This is a genomic window from Micromonospora olivasterospora (assembly GCF_007830265.1).
Taxonomy (GTDB): Bacteria; Actinomycetota; Actinomycetes; order Mycobacteriales; family Micromonosporaceae; genus Micromonospora; species Micromonospora olivasterospora.
On record NZ_VLKE01000001.1, the window covers coordinates 3,696,510 to 3,713,979 of the forward strand.

Below are 17,470 nucleotides of genomic sequence, written 5' to 3' on the forward strand. Positions count from 1 at the left end.
GGCCGAACTGGTCCGGGCGGACCCGGGCGCGGTCAGCTGGTGAACGGCTCGAACCCCACCACCGTCACCTTGATGTCCGCGCCGCTCGGCGCGGTGTAGGTGACGGTCTGCCCGGAGCGGCTGCCGAGGATCGACTTCCCCAGCGCCGACTCGGGGCTGTAGACGGTCAGGTCGGTGGTCGACGCGATCTCGCGGGACCCGAGCAGGAAGGTCTCCGTGTCGTCCGGGTCGTCGTCGAAGTAGATCGTCACGACCATGCCGGGCGAGACCACGTCTGCCGTCGGCGCCTCGCCGACCTTGGCCGTGCGCAGCAGCTCCTTCAGGTAGAGGATCCGCCCCTCCTGCTTGCCCTGCTCCTCGCGGGCGGCGTGGTAGCCGCCGTTCTCCCGCAGGTCGCCCTCCTCGCGCCGGGCGTTGATCTCGGCGGCGATGACCGGCCGGTTGGCGATCAGCTCGTCGAGCTCTGCCTGGAGGCGGTCGTACGCGTCCTGGGACAGCCAGGTGGCGGGCGCCTTGTTGTCGGAGTTGGACACAGGCGGTCTCCTTGGTCGTGCGGAACTGGCTGACGGGGTGAACTACCAAGTTACCAGTGCCGCGCCCGTCGGGGGTGTCGACGATCACCGGGAGGGCGTCTGCCCGGGCCGCCTTCCGGGTGCCGGCAGGTGGCGGGCTCCGGCGGTCAGCCGGCCGGCCGGCAGCGGACCACCTCGCCGACGAACGGCCGGGCGCTGGTGGTCAGCCGGTGCCGGGCGGTGACGTGCGACTCGCCCGGGCGGGCGGTCACCGTCACCTCCTCGCGGGCCACCTCGGCGCCGTCGTGCGAACGGGCCCGCAGCGCGCAGGTGGCCGATCCGCCCGCCGGCACGGTCACCCGGAAGTCGACCACCACCTGAGAGTCGGTGATGTCGGAGTAGCTGACCAGTTGGGCGCCGTACGCGGGGTCGCCGTACTTGTCGTACAGGCTGTACGACGCCAGGCCGAGCGCCGCCACCGCGGCAGCGACCAGCAGCGCGGCCAGTGCCGGACGGCGGCGGCCCGGCTCCCGGCGGCGGCCGTACCGGCCGGGCGGGAACACCGGCGCGCCCGGTGGAATTGTGGCGTGCGTCTCGCTCACCGGCGGGTATCTCCTGGCGTTGTTGTCGGCGGTATCGGCAAGAATGGCATGGTCCATCTTCCCAGCCCGGTGCCGGCCCTGAACGAGCGCCGAGTCGTCCCTGACAGCCAGGCCCGAGCGGTTCGGCCGAGCCGGCCAGTCAAGGATGACAGGTCGGCCCGCGGACGGCGCCGGTCGGGCACAGACGAGGAGCGCCGCAAGTGGCAGAGAAGCTGCGTCTCATGGCCGTCCACGCGCATCCCGACGACGAGTCGAGCAAGGGCGCGGCGACCATGGCGAAGTACGTCGCCGAAGGGGTCGACGTGCTGGTCGTGACGTGTACGGGCGGCGAGCGCGGCAGCGTGCTCAACCCGAAGATGGACCGCCCGGAGGTCTGGGCCAACATCGGCGAGATCCGTCGCGCCGAGATGGACGCGGCCCGCGCGATCCTGGGCGTCGAGCAGGCCTGGCTCGGCTTCGTCGACTCCGGGCTGCCCGAGGGTGACCCGCTGCCGCCGCTACCCGAGGGCTGCTTCGCGCTCCAGGACGTCGAGGCCGCCGCCGCCCCGCTGGTGCGGCTGATCCGCCAGTTCCGGCCGCACGTGATCACCACGTACGACGAGGAGGGCGGCTACCCCCATCCCGACCACATCATGACCCACAAGGTGACCGTCGCCGCCTTCGACGCCGCCGGCGACCCGGAGCGCCATCCCGACCTGGGCGAGCCCTGGCAGCCGCTTAAGCTCTACTACGACATCGGCTTCTCCCGCGGCAAGATCATGGCGCTGCACGAGGCCATGCTCGCCGCCGGCGTGGCCTCGCCGTACGAGGAGTGGCTCAAGCGCTGGGAGGAACGCCCGGACAAGGGTCCCCGGATCACCACCCGGGTCGAGTGCGCGGAATACTTCCCGGTCCGCGACGACGCGCTCCGCGCCCACGCCACCCAGATCGACCCGGACGGCTTCTGGTTCCAGGTGCCGATGGATCTCCAGCAGCGCGCCTGGCCGACGGAGGACTTCCAGCTCGCCCGCTCCCTGGTCGACAGCCCGCTGCCCGAGTCCGACCTGTTCGCCGGGGTGCGCGAGACGGCCCATGCCCGCTGATCCGCCGCAGGGCTACTCTGGTGACCAGCCGCACTTCGGAGGAACGCCATGCTGACCGCTGCCCAGGTGCTCGCGGAGAACAACTTCGGTGACACCCGCACGGGTGGTCTGGCCGGTCCGATGGGCCTCTTCCTCATCGTGCTCCTGGCCACCGCCACCGTGCTGCTGATCCGCAACATGAACGCCCGGCTGCGCCGGCTGCCCGACCGCTTCCCCGCGCAGGCGGCCTCCGCCGACGCCGACCGGGCCGACGCCACGGTCGTCGATCCGACAGACGGGACGGCGGGGCAGGACTCACGCGGGAGTGGGGAACAGGGCCGCCAGCAGCGGCGCAACGGTTGATCCGGGCATGATTCACGCCGAAGCCGATCGTCGCCCCCTGTTGCGGCCACCGGCTTTGGCTTAGCCTTCCGCCGGGGGGCCATACGTTCCCCGAACCGTCAGCGGGAGGGGGCGCCGATGACCGGGTCAGCGACGGCTGCCGACCGTGCCGTGCGGCGCCCGGCGGACGGGGGAGGTCGGTGAGCTCCCGCGGGGCGGGCGAAAGGCTCGACCGGCTCGGGGTGCGCGGCACCCCGCGCCGGGTGCTCCTGCTGACCGCCGCCCTGGTGCTGACCGCCCTGGTGGCCGCCGCGGTCGGCCTGGCGATGCCGAGCCGGCTGCCGGCCGACGACCCGCTCCCGGCGGTCGCCCGATTCGGCATCGCCGTCGCCGCCTTCGCGGTGGCCCAGCTCGCCCGGCTCCGGTTCCGTGTCGGCTCCGGGATGGCGAGCATCACCTGGGGCGAGGCGGCGCTCATCGTCTGCCTTCACCTCGTTCCCGGCGGCTGGCTCCCGGCCGCCGCGCTGCTCGGCGCCGGGCTGGCCTGGACGGTGCTGTCGCTGGCAGACCGCCGCCTGCCCGTGGAGACGGTCCGGATCGCCGCCTCGCTGACCGCCGCCACCGCTCTGGCCGTGGTCGTCGCCGCGTCCCTCGGCGCGCCGCTGCTGGCGGCCCCCACCCCCGAGCTTGCCCTGGCCCTGGCGGCCGGCGCGGTGACGTACCTGCTGAGCTGCGCGTGGCTCGGCGGTGTCACCGTGGCGCTGCGGCACGGCGTGCCGATGGGCCCCCGCTGTTCGCCGCGCTCCGCGGCAAGCTGCTGATGTTCGTCGGCAACGTGGGCGTCGGGCTGGTCGTGGTGGCGCTGCTGGAGATCGACGCCCGCTGGCTGCTGCTGCTCCCGCCCGCGCTCTGGCTGCTTCAGCAGACCTACCGGCATCGCCTGCGGGCCGAGGAGGAGCGGCGCGCCTGGCGCGCCTTCGCCGACGCCACCGCCGCGCTCAACCAGCTCGACGAGCGGGGCGTCGTCGCCGCCGCCGTGGCCGGCGCGCTGAACCTCTTCGGCGCCGAACTGGTCGACGTGGACGTGGCCCGGGGGGACGGCCGGTGGCGACGCTACCGGGGCGACAGCGGCGGCCAACTGGTGGACCGGGAGATCGCCGCGCCCGCCCGCTCGGAGCCGGGGCCGGGGCCGCAGGAGCTGGTCCGCCTGCTCACCGTCGGCGCCACCCGGGTCGGCGAGCTGCGGGTGCGCTTCCCCCGCTCGGCCCCGCCGTGCGACCGGGAACGCGACGCGCTCGCCGCGTTCTCCGACGCGCTCGCCGCCGCCCTGCACGACGCCGCCACGCACCGGGAACTGCGGCTGGTCACCGCCCGGTCGTCGTACGAGGCGGTGCACGACCCGCTCACCGGCCTGCTCAACCGGGCCGCCATGCTCAGCAAGGGCGATCAGGCGTTGCGCCAGCGCGCCCACGACCATCCGGTGGCGTTGCTGCTGCTCGACATCGATCAGTTCAAAGAGGTCAACGACACCCTCGGGCACGCCGCCGGCGACCAACTGCTCCGGCTCACCGCCAACCGGCTGGGCGCGCTGACCCGCCCCGGCGACCTGCTGGGCCGCCTCGGCGGCGACGAGTTCGCCCTGCTGCTCACCACGGTCCCGGTCGTCGGTGGCCGCACCGCCCCGATGGCGTACACCCTGCGCCAGGCTCGGGAGATCGCCGAGCGGCTGGCCGCCCCCACCGAGGTGGCCGGGGTGCGGATGTCCGTGGAGGTCTCCGTGGGGGTGGTCGTCGCCGACGCCGGCACCGCCGACCTGACCGAGCTGCTGCGCCGGGCCGACATCGCGATGTACCAGGCGAAGGAGGGCGGCGGCAGCGTCGCCGCGTACGACAGCTCCCGGGACGCCGCGAGCACGGACCAGCTGGCGCTGCTGGCGGAGTTGCGGGAGGCGCTCGCTACCGACGACCAGCTCGTGCTGGCCCTCCAGCCGGCGGTGGACCTGAGCACCGGCGCGCCGACCGGGGTGGAGGCGCTGATCCGCTGGCGGCACCCCCGCCGGGGCTGGCTCGGCCCGGGCGACTTCATCCGCCCGGTCGAGAACAGCGAGCAGCTCGGCACGTTCACCCGGTACGTGTTGGACAAGGCGCTCGCGGTGGCGGCCGAGTGGGGCCGGGAGGGGCTGGACGTGCCGATCTCGGTGAACGTCTCGGCCCGCAGCCTGCTCGATTCCAAGCTGCCCGCGGAGATCGGTGAGGCCCTGCGCCGGCACCAGGTCCCGCCGCACCGGCTGGTGCTGGAGATCACCGAGACCGTGGTGATGAGTGAGCTGGAGGTCATCGACGAGGTGCTCGCCACGCTCCGGTCCATGGGCGTGCAGCTCGCGGTCGACGACTTCGGCACCGGCTTCTCGTCGCTGACGTTCCTGACCCGGGTCGCCGTGGACGAGCTGAAGGTCGACCGCTCCTTCGTCATCCGGATGGCCGAGTCGCCGGAGGCGGCCGCGATCGTCCGGACCACCCTCGGCCTCGCCCACGAGCTGGGCCTGCGGGTCGTCGCCGAGGGGGTGGAGACCGCCGAGCAGCGGCTGGCCCTGGCCGATCTGGGCTGCACCGCCGCCCAGGGGTATCACTTCTTCAAACCGATGCCGGCCGACAAGGTCGGCGCCGTGCTCGGCTCGCTGCTCGACACCGCCCAGGGCAACGTTTTCCCGCTGCGCGCCGACGGCGCCTCCTGACGGGGGCGCCCGCGGGGTGGTTATGGTCGTCGGGTGAACCGACTCGCGAGCGCCACCAGCCCGTACCTGCTCCAGCACGCCGACAACCCGGTGGACTGGTGGCCGTGGTGCGACGAGGCGTTCGCCGAGGCGAAGCGGCGCGACGTGCCCGTGCTGGTCTCCGTCGGCTACGCGGCCTGCCACTGGTGCCACGTGATGGCGCACGAGTCCTTCGAGGACGAGGCGGTCGGCGCGCTGCTCAACGAGCACTTCGTGGCGATCAAGGTGGACCGCGAGGAACGGCCGGACGTCGACGCGGTCTACATGACCGCCACCCAGGCGATGACCGGGCAGGGCGGCTGGCCGATGACGGTCTTCGCCACCCCGGACGGCACGCCGTTCTTCTGCGGCACGTACTTCCCGAAGCCGAACTTCGTCCGCCTGCTGGAGTCAATCCGCACCGCCTGGCGCGAGCAGCGCGAGGCGGTGCTCCGGCAGGGGGCTGCGGTGGTCGAGGCGATCGGCGGCGCGCAGGCCGTCGGGGGTCCGTCCGCTCCGCTCACCGCCGAGGTGCTCGACGCCGCCGCGGCCCAGCTCGCCGGGGAGTACGACGACAGGAACGCCGGCTTCGGCGGCGCGCCGAAGTTCCCGCCGCACATGAACCTGCTGTTCCTGCTGCGCCACCAGCAGCGCACCGGCTCGGCGGAGAGCCTGGAGATCGCCCGGCACACCGCCGAGGCGATGGCCCGGGGCGGCATCTACGACCAGCTCGCGGGCGGCTTCGCCCGGTACTCGGTGGACGCGCACTGGACGGTGCCGCACTTCGAGAAGATGCTCTACGACAACGCCCTGCTGCTGCGGTTCTACACCCAGTTGTGGCGGCTGACCGGCGACCCCCTGGCGAAGCGGGTGGCCCGGGACGTCGCGCGGTTCCTCGCCGACGAACTGCACCGGCCCGGCGAGGGCTTCGCCTCCGCGCTGGACGCGGACACCGAGGGCGTAGAGGGGCTCACCTACGTCTGGACGCCAGCCCAACTCGTCGAGGCGCTGGGCGAGGAGGACGGCCGCTGGGCGGCCGACCTGTTCGGGGTGACGCAGGCGGGCAGCTTCGAGCACGGCACGAGCGTGCTGCGGCTGGCCCGGGACGTCGACGCCGCCGACCCGGAGGTGCGCGCCCGGTGGCAGGACGTCGTAGGGCGGCTGCTGGCCGTCCGGGACACCCGGCCCCAGCCGGCGCGCGACGACAAGGTGGTGGCGGCCTGGAACGGCCTGGCGATCACCGCCATCGCCGAGTTCGTCCGCCTCGTCGAGGCGCTGGGGGCGGCCGGCCATGCCCCCGTGGGCGGCGCGGCCGGCGCGGACGGGGACGCGAACCTGCTGGAGGGCGTCACCATCGTCGCCGACGGCGCCATGCGCGACGCCGCCGAGCACCTGGCCAGGGTGCACGTCGTCGATGGGCGGCTGCGCCGGGTGTCCCGGGACGGCGTGGTGGGCGAGCCGGCCGGCGTGCTGGAGGACTACGGCTGCGTGGCGGAGGCGTTCTGCGCGCTGCACCAGCTCACCGGCGAGGGGCGCTGGCTGGAGCTGGCCGGTCAGCTCCTCGACGTGGCGCTGGCCCGGTTCGCCGCCCCGGACGGCGGCTTCTACGACACCGCCGACGACGCGGAGCGGCTGGTCACCCGGCCGGCCGACCCCACCGACAACGCCACCCCGTCCGGTCGCTCGGCGATCGTCGCGGCGCTGGTGACGTACGCGGCGCTGACCGGGCAGACCCGGTACCGGGAGGCCGCCGAGGCTGCCCTCGCCACGGTCGCGCCGATCGTCGCGCGGCACGCCCGGTTCACCGGGTACGCGGCGACGACCGCGGAGGCGCTGCTGGCCGGGCCGCACGAGATCGCGGTGGTGACGGACGACCCGGCGGGCGACCCGCTCGTGGCGACCGCGTACCGGCACGCCCCGCCCGGCGCGGTGGTGGTCGCGGGCCGGCCCGACCAGCCCGGCGTGCCGCTGCTCGCCGACCGCACGCTGCGCGACGGCCGCCCGACCGCGTACGTCTGCCGCGGCTTCGTCTGTCAGCAGCCGGTCACCAGCGTCGACGACCTGCTCGCCCAGCTGTAGGGGCGGCCAGCCCGCCGGGGGCCACGCTCGTTCGGGCCCTATGGAGCTGCCCGCATCAACGGGGCAGCCCCCGACCGTGACCACCCACACGCTGACCTCGGCCGGTGGCCGGTCGGGGCCCGCGGCTAGGCTGGTCCCGAGATGGATACGCGAACCGGTCTGCCAGTTGTCGGCATGGTGGGGGGCGGGCAGCTGGCCCGGATGACCCACCAGGCCGCGATCGCCCTCGGTCAGTCGCTGCGCGTGCTCGCGCAGTCCCCGGACGACGGGGCGGCCCTGGTCGCCGCCGACGTCCAGTACGGCGACCACACCGACCTCGCCGCCCTGCGCACCTTCGCCAAGGGCTGCGACGTGGTCACCTTCGACCACGAGCACGTGCCGACGGAGCACGTCCGCGCCCTCGCCGCCGAGGGGGTGAAGCTGTTCCCGCCGGCCGACGCGCTCCTGCACGCGCAGGACAAGCAGGTCATGCGGGAGCGGCTCGGCGAGCTGGGTGCGCCCAACCCGGCATGGCGGCCGGTCGCCGAGCCCGCCGACCTGGTCGCCTTCGGCGAGGCGCATGGCTGGCCGGTGGTGCTCAAGGCGGCGCGGGGCGGCTACGACGGGCGGGGCGTCTGGATGGTCGCCGACGCGGCCCAGGCCGTCGAGTTGGCCGCCACCCTGCTCGCCGGCGGGACCCGGCTGATCGTCGAGGAGCGGGTGAGGCTGCGCCGCGAACTGGCCGTGCAGGTCGCCCGCTCGCCGTTCGGTCAGGTCGCCGCGTACCCGGTCGTCGAGACGGTGCAGGTCGACGGGATCTGCGTCGAGGTGCTCGCCCCGGCGCCGGGCCTGCCGGAGGAGCGGGCGATCGCCGCGCAGCAGCTCGCCATCGACCTGGCCACCGCCCTCGGCGTGGTCGGGTTGCTCGCCGTGGAGCTCTTCGAGACCCCCGACGGGCTGGTGGTCAACGAGCTGGCCATGCGCCCACACAACTCCGGGCACTGGACGATCGAGGGTGCGCGGACCTCCCAGTTCGAGCAGCACCTGCGGGCGGTGCTCGACTACCCGATGGGGGACACCTCGCTGACCGCCCCGGTGGTGGTGATGGCCAACGTGCTCGGCGGCGAGCCGGGCGGGATGCCGGTCGACGAACGGCTGCACCACCTCTTCGCGGCCGAGCCGGGCGCCAAGGTCCACCTGTACGGCAAGCAGGTGCGCCCCGGCCGCAAGATCGGCCACGTGACGGTGCTGGGCGACGACCTGGACGACTTACGGGCGCGGGCCGCGCGGGCCGCCCGCTGGCTCCGGGAGGGGTGACCGTGAGCGCGAGGAGTGAGCTTGCGAGCCCCGCAGTCGCGAACGAAGGAGGCACCGTGAGCGCGAGGAGTGAGCTTGCGAGCCCCGCAGTCGCGAACGAAGGAGGCACCGTGAGCGCGAGGAGTGAGCTTGCGAGCCCCGCAGTCGCGAACGAAGGAGGCACCGTGAGCGCGAGGAGTGAGCTTGCGAGCCCCGCAGTCGCGAACGAAGGAGATACCGTGAGCACGGTCGGCCTGATCATGGGCAGCGACTCGGACTGGCCGACCATGCGGGCCGCCGCCGAGGCGCTGGACGAGTTCGGGGTCGCGTACGAGGTCGGGGTGGTCTCGGCCCACCGCACGCCCGGCAAGATGATCGAGTACGGCCGCACGGCCGCCGACCGGGGCCTCAAGGTGATCATTGCGGGGGCCGGCGGCGCCGCCCACCTGCCCGGCATGGTCGCGTCCGTCACCCCGCTCCCCGTGATCGGCGTGCCGGTGCCGCTGAAGCACCTGGACGGGATGGACTCGCTGCTGTCGATCGTGCAGATGCCCGCGGGCGTGCCGGTGGCCACCGTGTCGATCGGTAACGCCCGCAACGCCGGGCTGCTCGCCGTGCGCATCCTGGCCGCCTCCGACGAGGGGCTGCGGGCCCGGATGGTCGCGTACCAGGAGAGCCTGGAGAAGCTGGTCGCCGAGAAGGAAGCCGCCCTCCGCGCCTCCCTGCCCTGACCCGCTCAGGCCGAGGGGCACGCGCCCCGCGATCTTGCACTTTCGGCCCATGCTATGCGGCATTCGCACTGTTTGCCGGGGCATAAAGTGCAAGATCGCTAGTGGGCACGCCCGGGCGCCCGGTTCATCTCATTCCGCGTAGCGCCGTCTGGAGGCGTTCCTGGGCCCGGCGGCGGCGCTCGTTGCTCGCGCCGAGGACCAGCAGCACCAGCCCGACAGGGATCAGCGCCAGCCACGGACCGAGGCTGAACAGGGCGTGCACGGCGGCGATCGCGGTCACCGCCGCGCCGACGATCACGGGCGCCTGCTGCTGGCTGGTGGTACCGAAGATCAGCACCGCCACGGCACCGAGCAGCAGCAGCACCTGCCGCAGCATGCTGGTGTCGGTGGCCAGCACGATCGCCAGGGTCGGCACGAACGCGGCGAACAGCGCCGGCCCGTACGCCACCCAGCTCGACAGGTCGGGCCGGTGCCGCAGCTCCAGCACGCCGACCAGCAGGGCCAGCGCCGCGAAAGGCAGCGTGTACGCCTCCGGCAGCGCCACGTCGGCGACCCGTATCAGGATCCACCAGGCCACGATCTCGCAGCCCACCACGGCCCAGAACAGGACGCGGCGCTCGACGGGGCGCCGGCCCGGGCGGGCGGCCGCCACTCCGAGCACCGCGCCCCAGGCGGCGAGCAGCGCCGCGATGTGCCGGGACGAGTCGTAGGCCAACGCCAGCGCGATCAGCGCGGCGGCGTACCCGCTCCACTCGACCGTGGCCGCCTCGCGCTGGGCCTCGGGACGGCGTAGCCGGGGCAGGGTCGTCGCGAAGACCAGCAGCGCCGCCCCCACCGCCAGCACCCCGAACGCGGACCAGACCGCGGCGAGCCCGGCCACCAGCCCGGCCACCAGCACGAACAGCTGCGCCATCAACGAGGCGAAGAGCCAGCCCAGGATGCGGGCCCGCTGCGTGGCGCCGTACAGCGCCGCGACGGTGCCCACGCCGACCGCTCCGCCCAGGGTGAACAGGGTCAGCTCCCGGGTGGCGAGGCTACCGAGCAGGCCGGCGCCGCCCCCGGCGAGACCGATGACGAAGACCAGCACCCGGGCGGTGCGCAGCGACTGGGCCCGCTCCGCCAGCGGCGGGGGCGGGGTGAGCGCCAGCCCGAGCATCGAGATGGTGAACACGGACAGGGCGGCCAGCACGCTCTCCGGCCAGCCGCGGCCGAGCGCGGTGGGGGTGATCAGCAGGGTCACCGCGGCGCCGGGCAGCACGACCGGCACCGCCCGGGACCGCCGGCCGCCGCTGAACCCGGTCGCGGCCAGCGCCGCGGTCACCGTGAGCAGCAGCGCCGTCAGCACGTGCGTGGGGTCGACCGCGTCGGCCGGCGGGGTGGGCAGCTCCGGCGCCGGCCCCTGCCAGACCCGGGCCAGCGACCGGTACGGGTCGACGAGCGCCACCTTCAGCGCAGGGGCGAGCGAGGCGAGGGCCAGCGCGGTCGGCACCGCCGCGGCGGCCAGCGCGCCCGCCGCCGGGCTGACCCGCCAGCGCCGCGCCGTGCCGTCGTCGGGCAGCCGGCGCAGGGCCCCGTCGAGCAGCACCGACCAGCGGCGCACCGGCTGCGCCGACCCGCTCGGCGGCACGGTGGCGGCGCGGATCAGCTCGGCGAGCACCCCGAGCAGGGCGGCGGCGGCCGCGTAGACCCCGGAGGGCAGACCCGCGACGATGGCGGCGACCGCACTGGCCGTCGCGCCGCCCACCACGGCGACGCTGGCGTAGGGCAGGTACTGCGGCACCTGCCGGCGGGCCGCGGCGATCGCGGCGAGCCCGAGGCTGGTCGCGGCCAGGGCGGCGGTCAGCACCACCTGGGGTGACCGGCCGAACTCGGCGGCCAGGGCGGCCACCGCCCCGGGCAGGGCCAGCAGCGCGGCCCCGGCGGCGATGCCGCCGATCTGCGCCAGGTGCGGCGGCAGCCCGTCGGCCTCGACGTCGTCCGCCAGGCGACCGCCGAAGACGCGGGCCAGGGTCGCCACGGTCGCGCCGATCAGCACGACGCTGCCGAGCGCCAGCGCCGTCGTCCACGGGCGGACCAGCCCGGCGCCGGCGGCGTGCAGGACGACCGCCCCGGCCACGGTGACCCGGGCCAGCCCGGCCCGCGGATCGACCGAGGCCGCGGCCGCCATGCCGAAGACCGTGGCGACCGCCGCGCCGACCAGCACCGGCGACCACCAGGGCAGGTCGAACGCGGCCGGCGCGCCGATCGTGGCGAGGACGGCGGCGACGCCCGACACGTCGTACTTCCAGGGGGACGGCAGGAGCACCCCGGCGGCGACCCCGAGCAGGGCCAGGGCGACCGGAGCCTGCCAGGCCGACCCGCCGGTCGGCGCGGCCGGCCAGCCGGTCAGGTCGCCGGCCCAGATCGGGCCCGGGATGGCCAGCACGCCCCACCCGCCGCGCAGCGCGCTCCAGCCGGCGATCAGCCCGATCAGGGTGCCACCGACGACGAGCCCGAGGATCGGGCCGCGCCGCCACTCCTCCGGCGTCGCCCTGGCGGCGACGGCCACCAGCGCCACCAGGGCGGCGGCCACCACGAGCTGCCCGCCGGGGGCGAGCACGGCCGCGATCCGGACCAGGGTGGCGACCAGCGCCGCGGTGACCGCGGCGGCGGCCAGGTCGGAGCCGTCCAGCGTCAGGTCGGAGCGGCGCCCCGCGTCGATCGACGGGGCCAGGAAGAGGAGCACGCCCGCCACCAGCAGCAGCGCGCCCACCCAGGCGTCCGCGACGGTGGCCCCGGGCGCGCCGAACGCGGCGGCGGTCACCACCAGCGCACCGAGCCCGGTGCCCACCGCCAGGGGCGCCGGGATGTGTCGCTGCGACACCTGCACCATGGCGGCGTACCCGAGGGTCACGCAGACCGCCAGGAACGTCGCCGCCAGCACGGGCACGGTGACCTCGCGCAGGCTCGCCGGGGTCGGCGTCGGGTCGGTCGGCACCGTCGCGGCGACGAACGCGGCGACCGAGCCGGGCAGCGCGAACGCGGCGCCGCCGGCCGCCCACGCGGAGACGACGCCCGCCGCAGCCGGGGTGATCCGGGCCCGGGGGGCCGCCGCGACCAGGGCGCCGGCCACGAAGAGGGCGAGCAGCACGGCGGCGGTCAGCGCCGGCCGGGCGAGCGCGGCGCCCGCGCCGAGCAGCCCCACCACGGCGGCGCCCACCGCGTGCGCGGTGGCGGCGCGCACCGTCGGCGCGGTGAGCCCGGCCACCCCGATGCCGATGGCGGTGAGCACCATCGGCCACGGCGCCACCGCCCAGCCCAGGCCGAACGACGCGGGGACGGCGAGCGCGGTCAGCGCCGCCCCGGCCACGGCGAACTCGCGGCGGATCTCCGGCGGCAGGGCCAGCACCGCGGCGACGGCGAGCAGGAAGGCGCTTGCGGCGAGCTGCCAGGCGGCCGGACCGACCGCGGCGGCCAGTTCGGCCGGGTACCGGTCGAGGTCCGCCGCCCAGGCCGGGGTGGCGGCCCGGAGCGGGGCGATCCCGGCACGCAGCGCGCCGCCCGCCACCACCAGCCCGGCGACCGTCAGCGCCGCCGCGGAGGCGAGCTGCGGCCCGCGCCGGGCCGCCTCCGGTACGGCCCGTACGGCCAGCCCCGTGAGCGTGATGACGGCCGCGATCAGCAGCAGCGCCCGGCTCGGGAAGGCCACCGAGGCGACCCGACCCAGCGCGCCGATCACCGCCAGGGTGACGATGCCGGCGGCCACGTCGGGCAGCGGCTGCCGGCGCAGCACGAGCGCGCCGCCCAGCCCCACCAGGGCGGCGAGCACCAGCACGGCTCCCGCTCCGGCGGCGGCCGGCACCGTGCCGGCGCGCAGCAGCGCGGTCACCGCGTACGCGAGGGCCAGCGTCACCGCCACGCCGTGCAGCGACCACGTCAGCTCCCGCAGCGCCGGCACCGGCCGGGCGGTGGGCGGCTCGACGTCGGCGGGGTCGAGCACCTCGCCGGACTCCTCCGGCGCGCCCTCCGGTCGGCCGTCCTCGGTGGAACCGCGGGGCGGTGGGGCGCTCGCCGGCGGGGTGGCCGGCAGGTCCCGGCGCACCGGCCGTTCGACGGTCACCGCGGAGCGCGCCAGCCAGAGGTCGACCACGGCGACCGCGGTCAGCACCAGCGCCCAGCCGGCCGGCCCGGTGACCAGGTCGTACGCGAGCAGCGGCAGCACCGGCTGCGCGGCCAGCACGACGGCGAACCGGGGCGCGCGCAGCCCCGCCCAGAGGGCGTAGCCGAACCCGACGGCGGCGGTGAGCGCGAAGATCATCCCGGCGAAGACGGCCCCGGAGACGGCGCCGCCGATCCGGTCCACGGCCCAGAGCGCATACCCCGCCAGCGGCACCAGCAGCAGCCCGACGGCGGAGACCGTCTCGGCGGTCGAGGTCAGCCCGCGGCGGGCCAGCACCGGCGGGGCGAGCAGCAGCAGCACCGTAGCCACGAGCAGGATGCCCAGCCGGCCCAGGGCGTCCATCGAGCTGGTGGCCACCGCCGCGAACACCACCGCGGCCACGCCGAGCAGCAGCGCGCCCAGCCCGAGGGGGATGTTCTGCACCTCCCGGGAGGACGCCTCCGGCGGGTGCTCGGGGTTGTCGGCGTCCAGCCAGCGCGCCTCCGACGGCGGGCGCGCCGGCGGATCCTCGGGCCCGGCCGGCGGGGTGCCCTGCCGGGGCACCCGGAACGGCTCGCCGGCGGTGGCCGTCGGCGGGCGGCGGCCGGGCCGGCGGCGCAGCACCCGGCGGGGACGGGTGGCCTGCCGGGTGCGCTCCTCACCCGCGTGCGCCAGGATGTCCCGCTGGAACAGCGCGGCCTGCATCTTGGCGGCGATCTGCCGCTGCTCGGCGAGGATGGCGGCCTCGCGGGCCTTCATCTCCGCGATGGAGCGCTCGATGTCCGCCAGGTGCGCGGCCCACTGGGGCTGCTCCGCCCCGCAGTGCGGGCAGCGCGCGGCCGGCTTGATCTCCCGCCCGCACGAGGCGCACTGAAAGCTCTGCACGACACCCCTCCGCCCGCGCACTGTGGACTTCCACTGTCGCAGCATGCCGCGAGCCGGCGCGGATTTCGACACCTGTCGGCGGTTTGGCGGGAACGAATGAATCACGGCGGCGGACCGGGGGCCGCGCGGCGGTGCCGAAAAGGGGCGCGGCCGGCCGCGGAACTCCTCCGCGACCGGCCGCGCCGGGTCGGTCAGGGGGTCAGGGGCGTCCCATGCCCCGGTACTCCCAGCCCGCCTGGGTCCACAGGGTGGAGTCGAGGCAGTTGCGGCCGTCGACCACGCGGCGGCCGGCGACCAGCTCGCCGAGGGCGACCGGGTCGGCGTTGCGGAAGTCGGCCCACTCGGTGAGCACACAGACCAGATCGGCGCCGGTCACCGCGTCGGCCATGCTGGTCTCGTACGTCAGCTCGGGGGCCACCCGGCGGGCGTTCTCGATGCCCTGCGGGTCGTACACGTGCACGTCGGCGCCGGCCTTGCCGAGCAGCCCGGCGACGGCGAGGGCGGGGGCGTCCCGTACGTCGTCGGTGTTGGGCTTGAACGTGGCGCCGAGCACGGCGATCCGGGTGCCGGAGAGGTCCGGCCCGGCGGGCCCGGAGCGGCGGCCGAGCAGCTCGGCGGCGAGCTGGACGACCCGGGCCCGGCGGCGCTGGTTGATCAGGTCGACCTCGTGCAGGAACCGCAGCGCCTCACCGGCGCCCAGCTCCTGCGCGCGGGCCTGGAAGGCGCGGATGTCCTTGGGCAGGCAGGCGCCGCCGAAGCCGAGGCCGGCCTGGAGGAACCGGTTGCCGATCCGGGGGTCGTACCCGATGGCCCGGGCCAGCTGGCTGACGTCGCCGCCGGCGGCCTCGCAGACCTCGGCCATCGCGTTGATGAAGGAGATCTTGGTGGCCAGGAAGGCGTTCGCGGCGACCTTGACCAGTTCGGCGGTGGCGAAGTCGGTGACCACCAGCGGGACCTCGCGGTCCTCGGTGGCGGCGAGGTCGAAGACTCCCTTGTGGGCGGCGTAGAGCATGCCGTTGGCCCACTCGCTCTTGACGCCGACCACGATCCGGTTGGGACGTAGCACGTCGTCGACCGCGAAGCCCTCCTGGAGGAACTCGGGGCTCCACGCCACCTCCACGCCCAGGTCCGCCGGGCTGTGCTTGCTGACGAGCTGCTCCACCCACTCGGCGGTGCCGACCGGGACAGTCGACTTTCCGACAATCAGGCACTTGCGGGTCAGGTACGGGGCCAGCCCCGTCACCGCCGCCTCGACGTACGACAGGTCGGCGCCCATGCCGTCGGCCCGCTGCGGGGTGCCGACGCAGATGAAGTGCACGTCGCCGAACTCGGCGGCCTCGGCGATGTCGGTGCTGAACCGCAGCCGGCCGGCCGTCAGGTTGCGCCGCAGCAGCTCGTCCAGGCCGGGCTCGTGGATCGGCACCTCGCCGGCGTTCAGCTTGGCGATCTTGTCCGCGTCGACGTCGAAGCCGAGCACCTCGTAGCCCAGCTCCGCGTAGCAGATGGCGTACGTCGCACCGAGGTACCCGGTGCCGAGGAAGGTGACCCGGGGCCGGGCCGCGCCCGAGGGCGGCGTGACCGCGGCGATGGCCGGCATCGGTTGGGTGTTCGGGTACGGGATCGTCACGCCTGTCTTCTCCGCTCGCGTTGGCGGCGCCTCGTTGCGTCGCGTTCGGCCGGGGCGCCGGGCGGGCCGGGCCGGGCACCGAAGGGGAATGTTGTCGTTTTCTGGGCGCCCTACCGGGTCGCCGCCCTATCATGCTCGAGCCTACGCGGCGGTAAGGATCTACCGAGCCATGGTCGCTATCCTCAGTCTGCGCGGCCGGCGGTTCCGAGACGCTACAGACTGCGCATGATAGCGGTGAAGGGAGGGGCCGACATGGGCGCAGAGCAGTCGTTCGACGTCTACCGGTTACCGGAGGAGCACGAGGCGATCCGGGAGGCGGTCCGTGAGGTCTGCACGGCGAAGGTCGCCCCGCACGCCGCCGAGGCGGACGAGACCGGCGAGTTCCCGAAGGCGTCGTACGACGCGCTGCGGGCGGCCGACTTCCACGCCCCGCACATCCCCGTCGAGTACGGCGGCGCGGGGGCGGACGCCCTGGCCACGGCCATCGTGATCGAGGAGGTGGCCCGCGCCTGCGCCGCGTCCTCGCTGATCCCGGCGGTCAACAAGCTCGGCACCATGCCGCTGCTGCTGGCCGGCTCCGAGGAGCTCAAGCGCCGCTACCTCACCCCGGTCGCGAGCGGCGACGCGATGTTCTCGTACTGCCTCTCCGAGCCGGAGGCCGGCAGCGACGCCGCCTCGATGACCACCCGCGCGGTCCGCGACGGCGACCACTGGGTGCTCAACGGCGTCAAGCGGTGGATCACCAACGCGGGCGTCTCGGAGTACTACACCGTCTTCGCCGTGACGGACCCCACAGCCCGATCCAAGGGCATCTCGGCGTTCGTCGTCGAGAAGTCCGACCCGGGCGTCAGCTTCGGCGCCCCCGAGAAGAAGCTCGGCATCAAGGGCTCGCCGACCCGGGAGGTCTACCTCGACAACGTCCGGATCCCGGCGGACCGGATGATCGGCGCCGAGGGCACCGGCTTCGCCACCGCGATGCGGACGCTGGACCACACCCGGGTCACCATCGCCGCCCAGGCCGTCGGCGTCGCCCAGGGCGCGCTCGACTACGCCAAGGGGTACGTCCGGGAACGCAAGCAGTTCGGCAGGCCCGTGGCCGAGTTCCAGGGCATCCAGTTCATGCTCGCCGACATGGGCATGAAGCTGGAGGCGGCCCGCCAGCTCACGTACACGGCCGCCGGCAAGTCGGAGCGGGGCGAGGCGGACCTGACGTACTTCGGCGCGGCCGCGAAGTGCTTCGCCTCGGACGCGGCCATGGAGATCACCACGGACGCGGTGCAGCTGCTCGGCGGCTACGGCTACACCCGCGACTACCCGGTCGAGCGGATGATGCGGGACGCCAAGATCACCCAGATCTACGAGGGCACCAACCAGGTCCAGCGCATCGTGATGGCCCGCCAGCTGCTGGGCGGCTGACGGACCGCCGACGGCGGGTGGCCCGGTTCACCCGGCCCGCCCGCCGTCGT

The 17,470-nt window shown here is 74.9% G+C and carries 10 protein-coding genes and 1 pseudogene; 7 read left to right on the forward strand and 4 right to left on the reverse strand.

Annotation, left to right across the window (positions count from 1 at the left end):
• Window positions 1-32: 32 nt before the first annotated feature.
• Window positions 33-533, reverse strand: coding sequence for a transcription elongation factor GreA (greA, locus tag JD77_RS16945; RefSeq protein ID WP_145775267.1), 501 nt, complete (start codon window positions 531-533; stop codon window positions 33-35).
• Between the two features lie 146 nt (window positions 534-679).
• Complete coding sequence (locus JD77_RS16950) at window positions 680-1,114, reverse strand: DUF4307 domain-containing protein (protein ID WP_145775268.1); 435 nt, start codon at window positions 1,112-1,114, stop codon at window positions 680-682.
• A gap of 221 nt (window positions 1,115-1,335) precedes the next feature.
• On the opposite strand from JD77_RS16950, the gene mca reads away from it, so the two are divergent.
• The 6 genes and pseudogenes from mca to purE all read left to right on the forward strand — a co-directional run bounded on the left by mca (window position 1,336) and on the right by purE (window position 9,354).
• Entirely contained in the window at window positions 1,336-2,196 is an 861-nt protein-coding gene (gene mca, locus JD77_RS16955) for a mycothiol conjugate amidase Mca (RefSeq protein ID WP_211372818.1), read from the forward strand.
• 48 nt (window positions 2,197-2,244) lie between these two features.
• Window positions 2,245-2,538 (forward strand): hypothetical protein, encoded by a 294-nt coding sequence (locus tag JD77_RS16960; RefSeq protein WP_145775270.1) that lies wholly within the window; start codon window positions 2,245-2,247, stop codon window positions 2,536-2,538.
• Window positions 2,539-2,843: 305 nt separating this feature from the next.
• Window positions 2,844-5,251 (forward strand): annotated as a pseudogene (locus tag JD77_RS16965) (putative bifunctional diguanylate cyclase/phosphodiesterase).
• A 33-nt stretch (window positions 5,252-5,284) separates the two neighbouring features.
• Window positions 5,285-7,348 (forward strand): thioredoxin domain-containing protein, encoded by a 2,064-nt coding sequence (locus JD77_RS16970; RefSeq protein ID WP_145775271.1) that lies wholly within the window; start codon window positions 5,285-5,287, stop codon window positions 7,346-7,348.
• A 141-nt stretch (window positions 7,349-7,489) separates the two neighbouring features.
• The gene (locus tag JD77_RS16975; RefSeq protein ID WP_145775272.1) at window positions 7,490-8,644 is read left to right on the forward strand and encodes a 5-(carboxyamino)imidazole ribonucleotide synthase; all 1,155 of its coding nucleotides are present in this window, start codon (window positions 7,490-7,492) and stop codon (window positions 8,642-8,644) included.
• 218 nt (window positions 8,645-8,862) lie between these two features.
• Window positions 8,863-9,354, forward strand: coding sequence for a 5-(carboxyamino)imidazole ribonucleotide mutase (purE, locus tag JD77_RS16980; RefSeq protein ID WP_145775273.1), 492 nt, complete (start codon window positions 8,863-8,865; stop codon window positions 9,352-9,354).
• A gap of 124 nt (window positions 9,355-9,478) precedes the next feature.
• Here purE and JD77_RS16985 read toward each other — a convergent pair whose 3' ends face one another.
• Together JD77_RS16985 and JD77_RS16990 are read right to left on the reverse strand one after the other, a co-directional pair.
• Window positions 9,479-14,377 (reverse strand): SCO7613 C-terminal domain-containing membrane protein, encoded by a 4,899-nt coding sequence (locus tag JD77_RS16985; RefSeq protein WP_145775274.1) that lies wholly within the window; start codon window positions 14,375-14,377, stop codon window positions 9,479-9,481.
• 199 nt (window positions 14,378-14,576) lie between these two features.
• Entirely contained in the window at window positions 14,577-16,004 is a 1,428-nt protein-coding gene (locus JD77_RS16990) for a UDP-glucose dehydrogenase family protein (RefSeq protein WP_145775275.1), read from the reverse strand.
• Between the two features lie 252 nt (window positions 16,005-16,256).
• On the opposite strand from JD77_RS16990, the gene JD77_RS16995 reads away from it, so the two are divergent.
• The gene (locus JD77_RS16995) at window positions 16,257-17,420 is read left to right on the forward strand and encodes an acyl-CoA dehydrogenase family protein (protein WP_145775276.1); all 1,164 of its coding nucleotides are present in this window, start codon (window positions 16,257-16,259) and stop codon (window positions 17,418-17,420) included.
• Window positions 17,421-17,470 lie beyond the last annotated feature (50 nt).

Excerpts from the sequence above, each read along its gene's own strand:
- JD77_RS16975 (WP_145775272.1), top strand. The coding sequence starts at position 7,490 with ATGGATACGCGAACCGGTCTGCCAGTTGTCGGCATGGTGGGGGGCGGG.
- JD77_RS16995 (WP_145775276.1), top strand. The coding sequence starts at position 16,257 with ATGGGCGCAGAGCAGTCGTTCGACGTCTACCGGTTACCGGAGGAGCAC.
- JD77_RS16960 (WP_145775270.1), top strand. The coding sequence starts at position 2,245 with ATGCTGACCGCTGCCCAGGTGCTCGCGGAGAACAACTTCGGTGACACC.
- mca (WP_211372818.1), top strand. The coding sequence starts at position 1,336 with ATGGCCGTCCACGCGCATCCCGACGACGAGTCGAGCAAGGGCGCGGCG.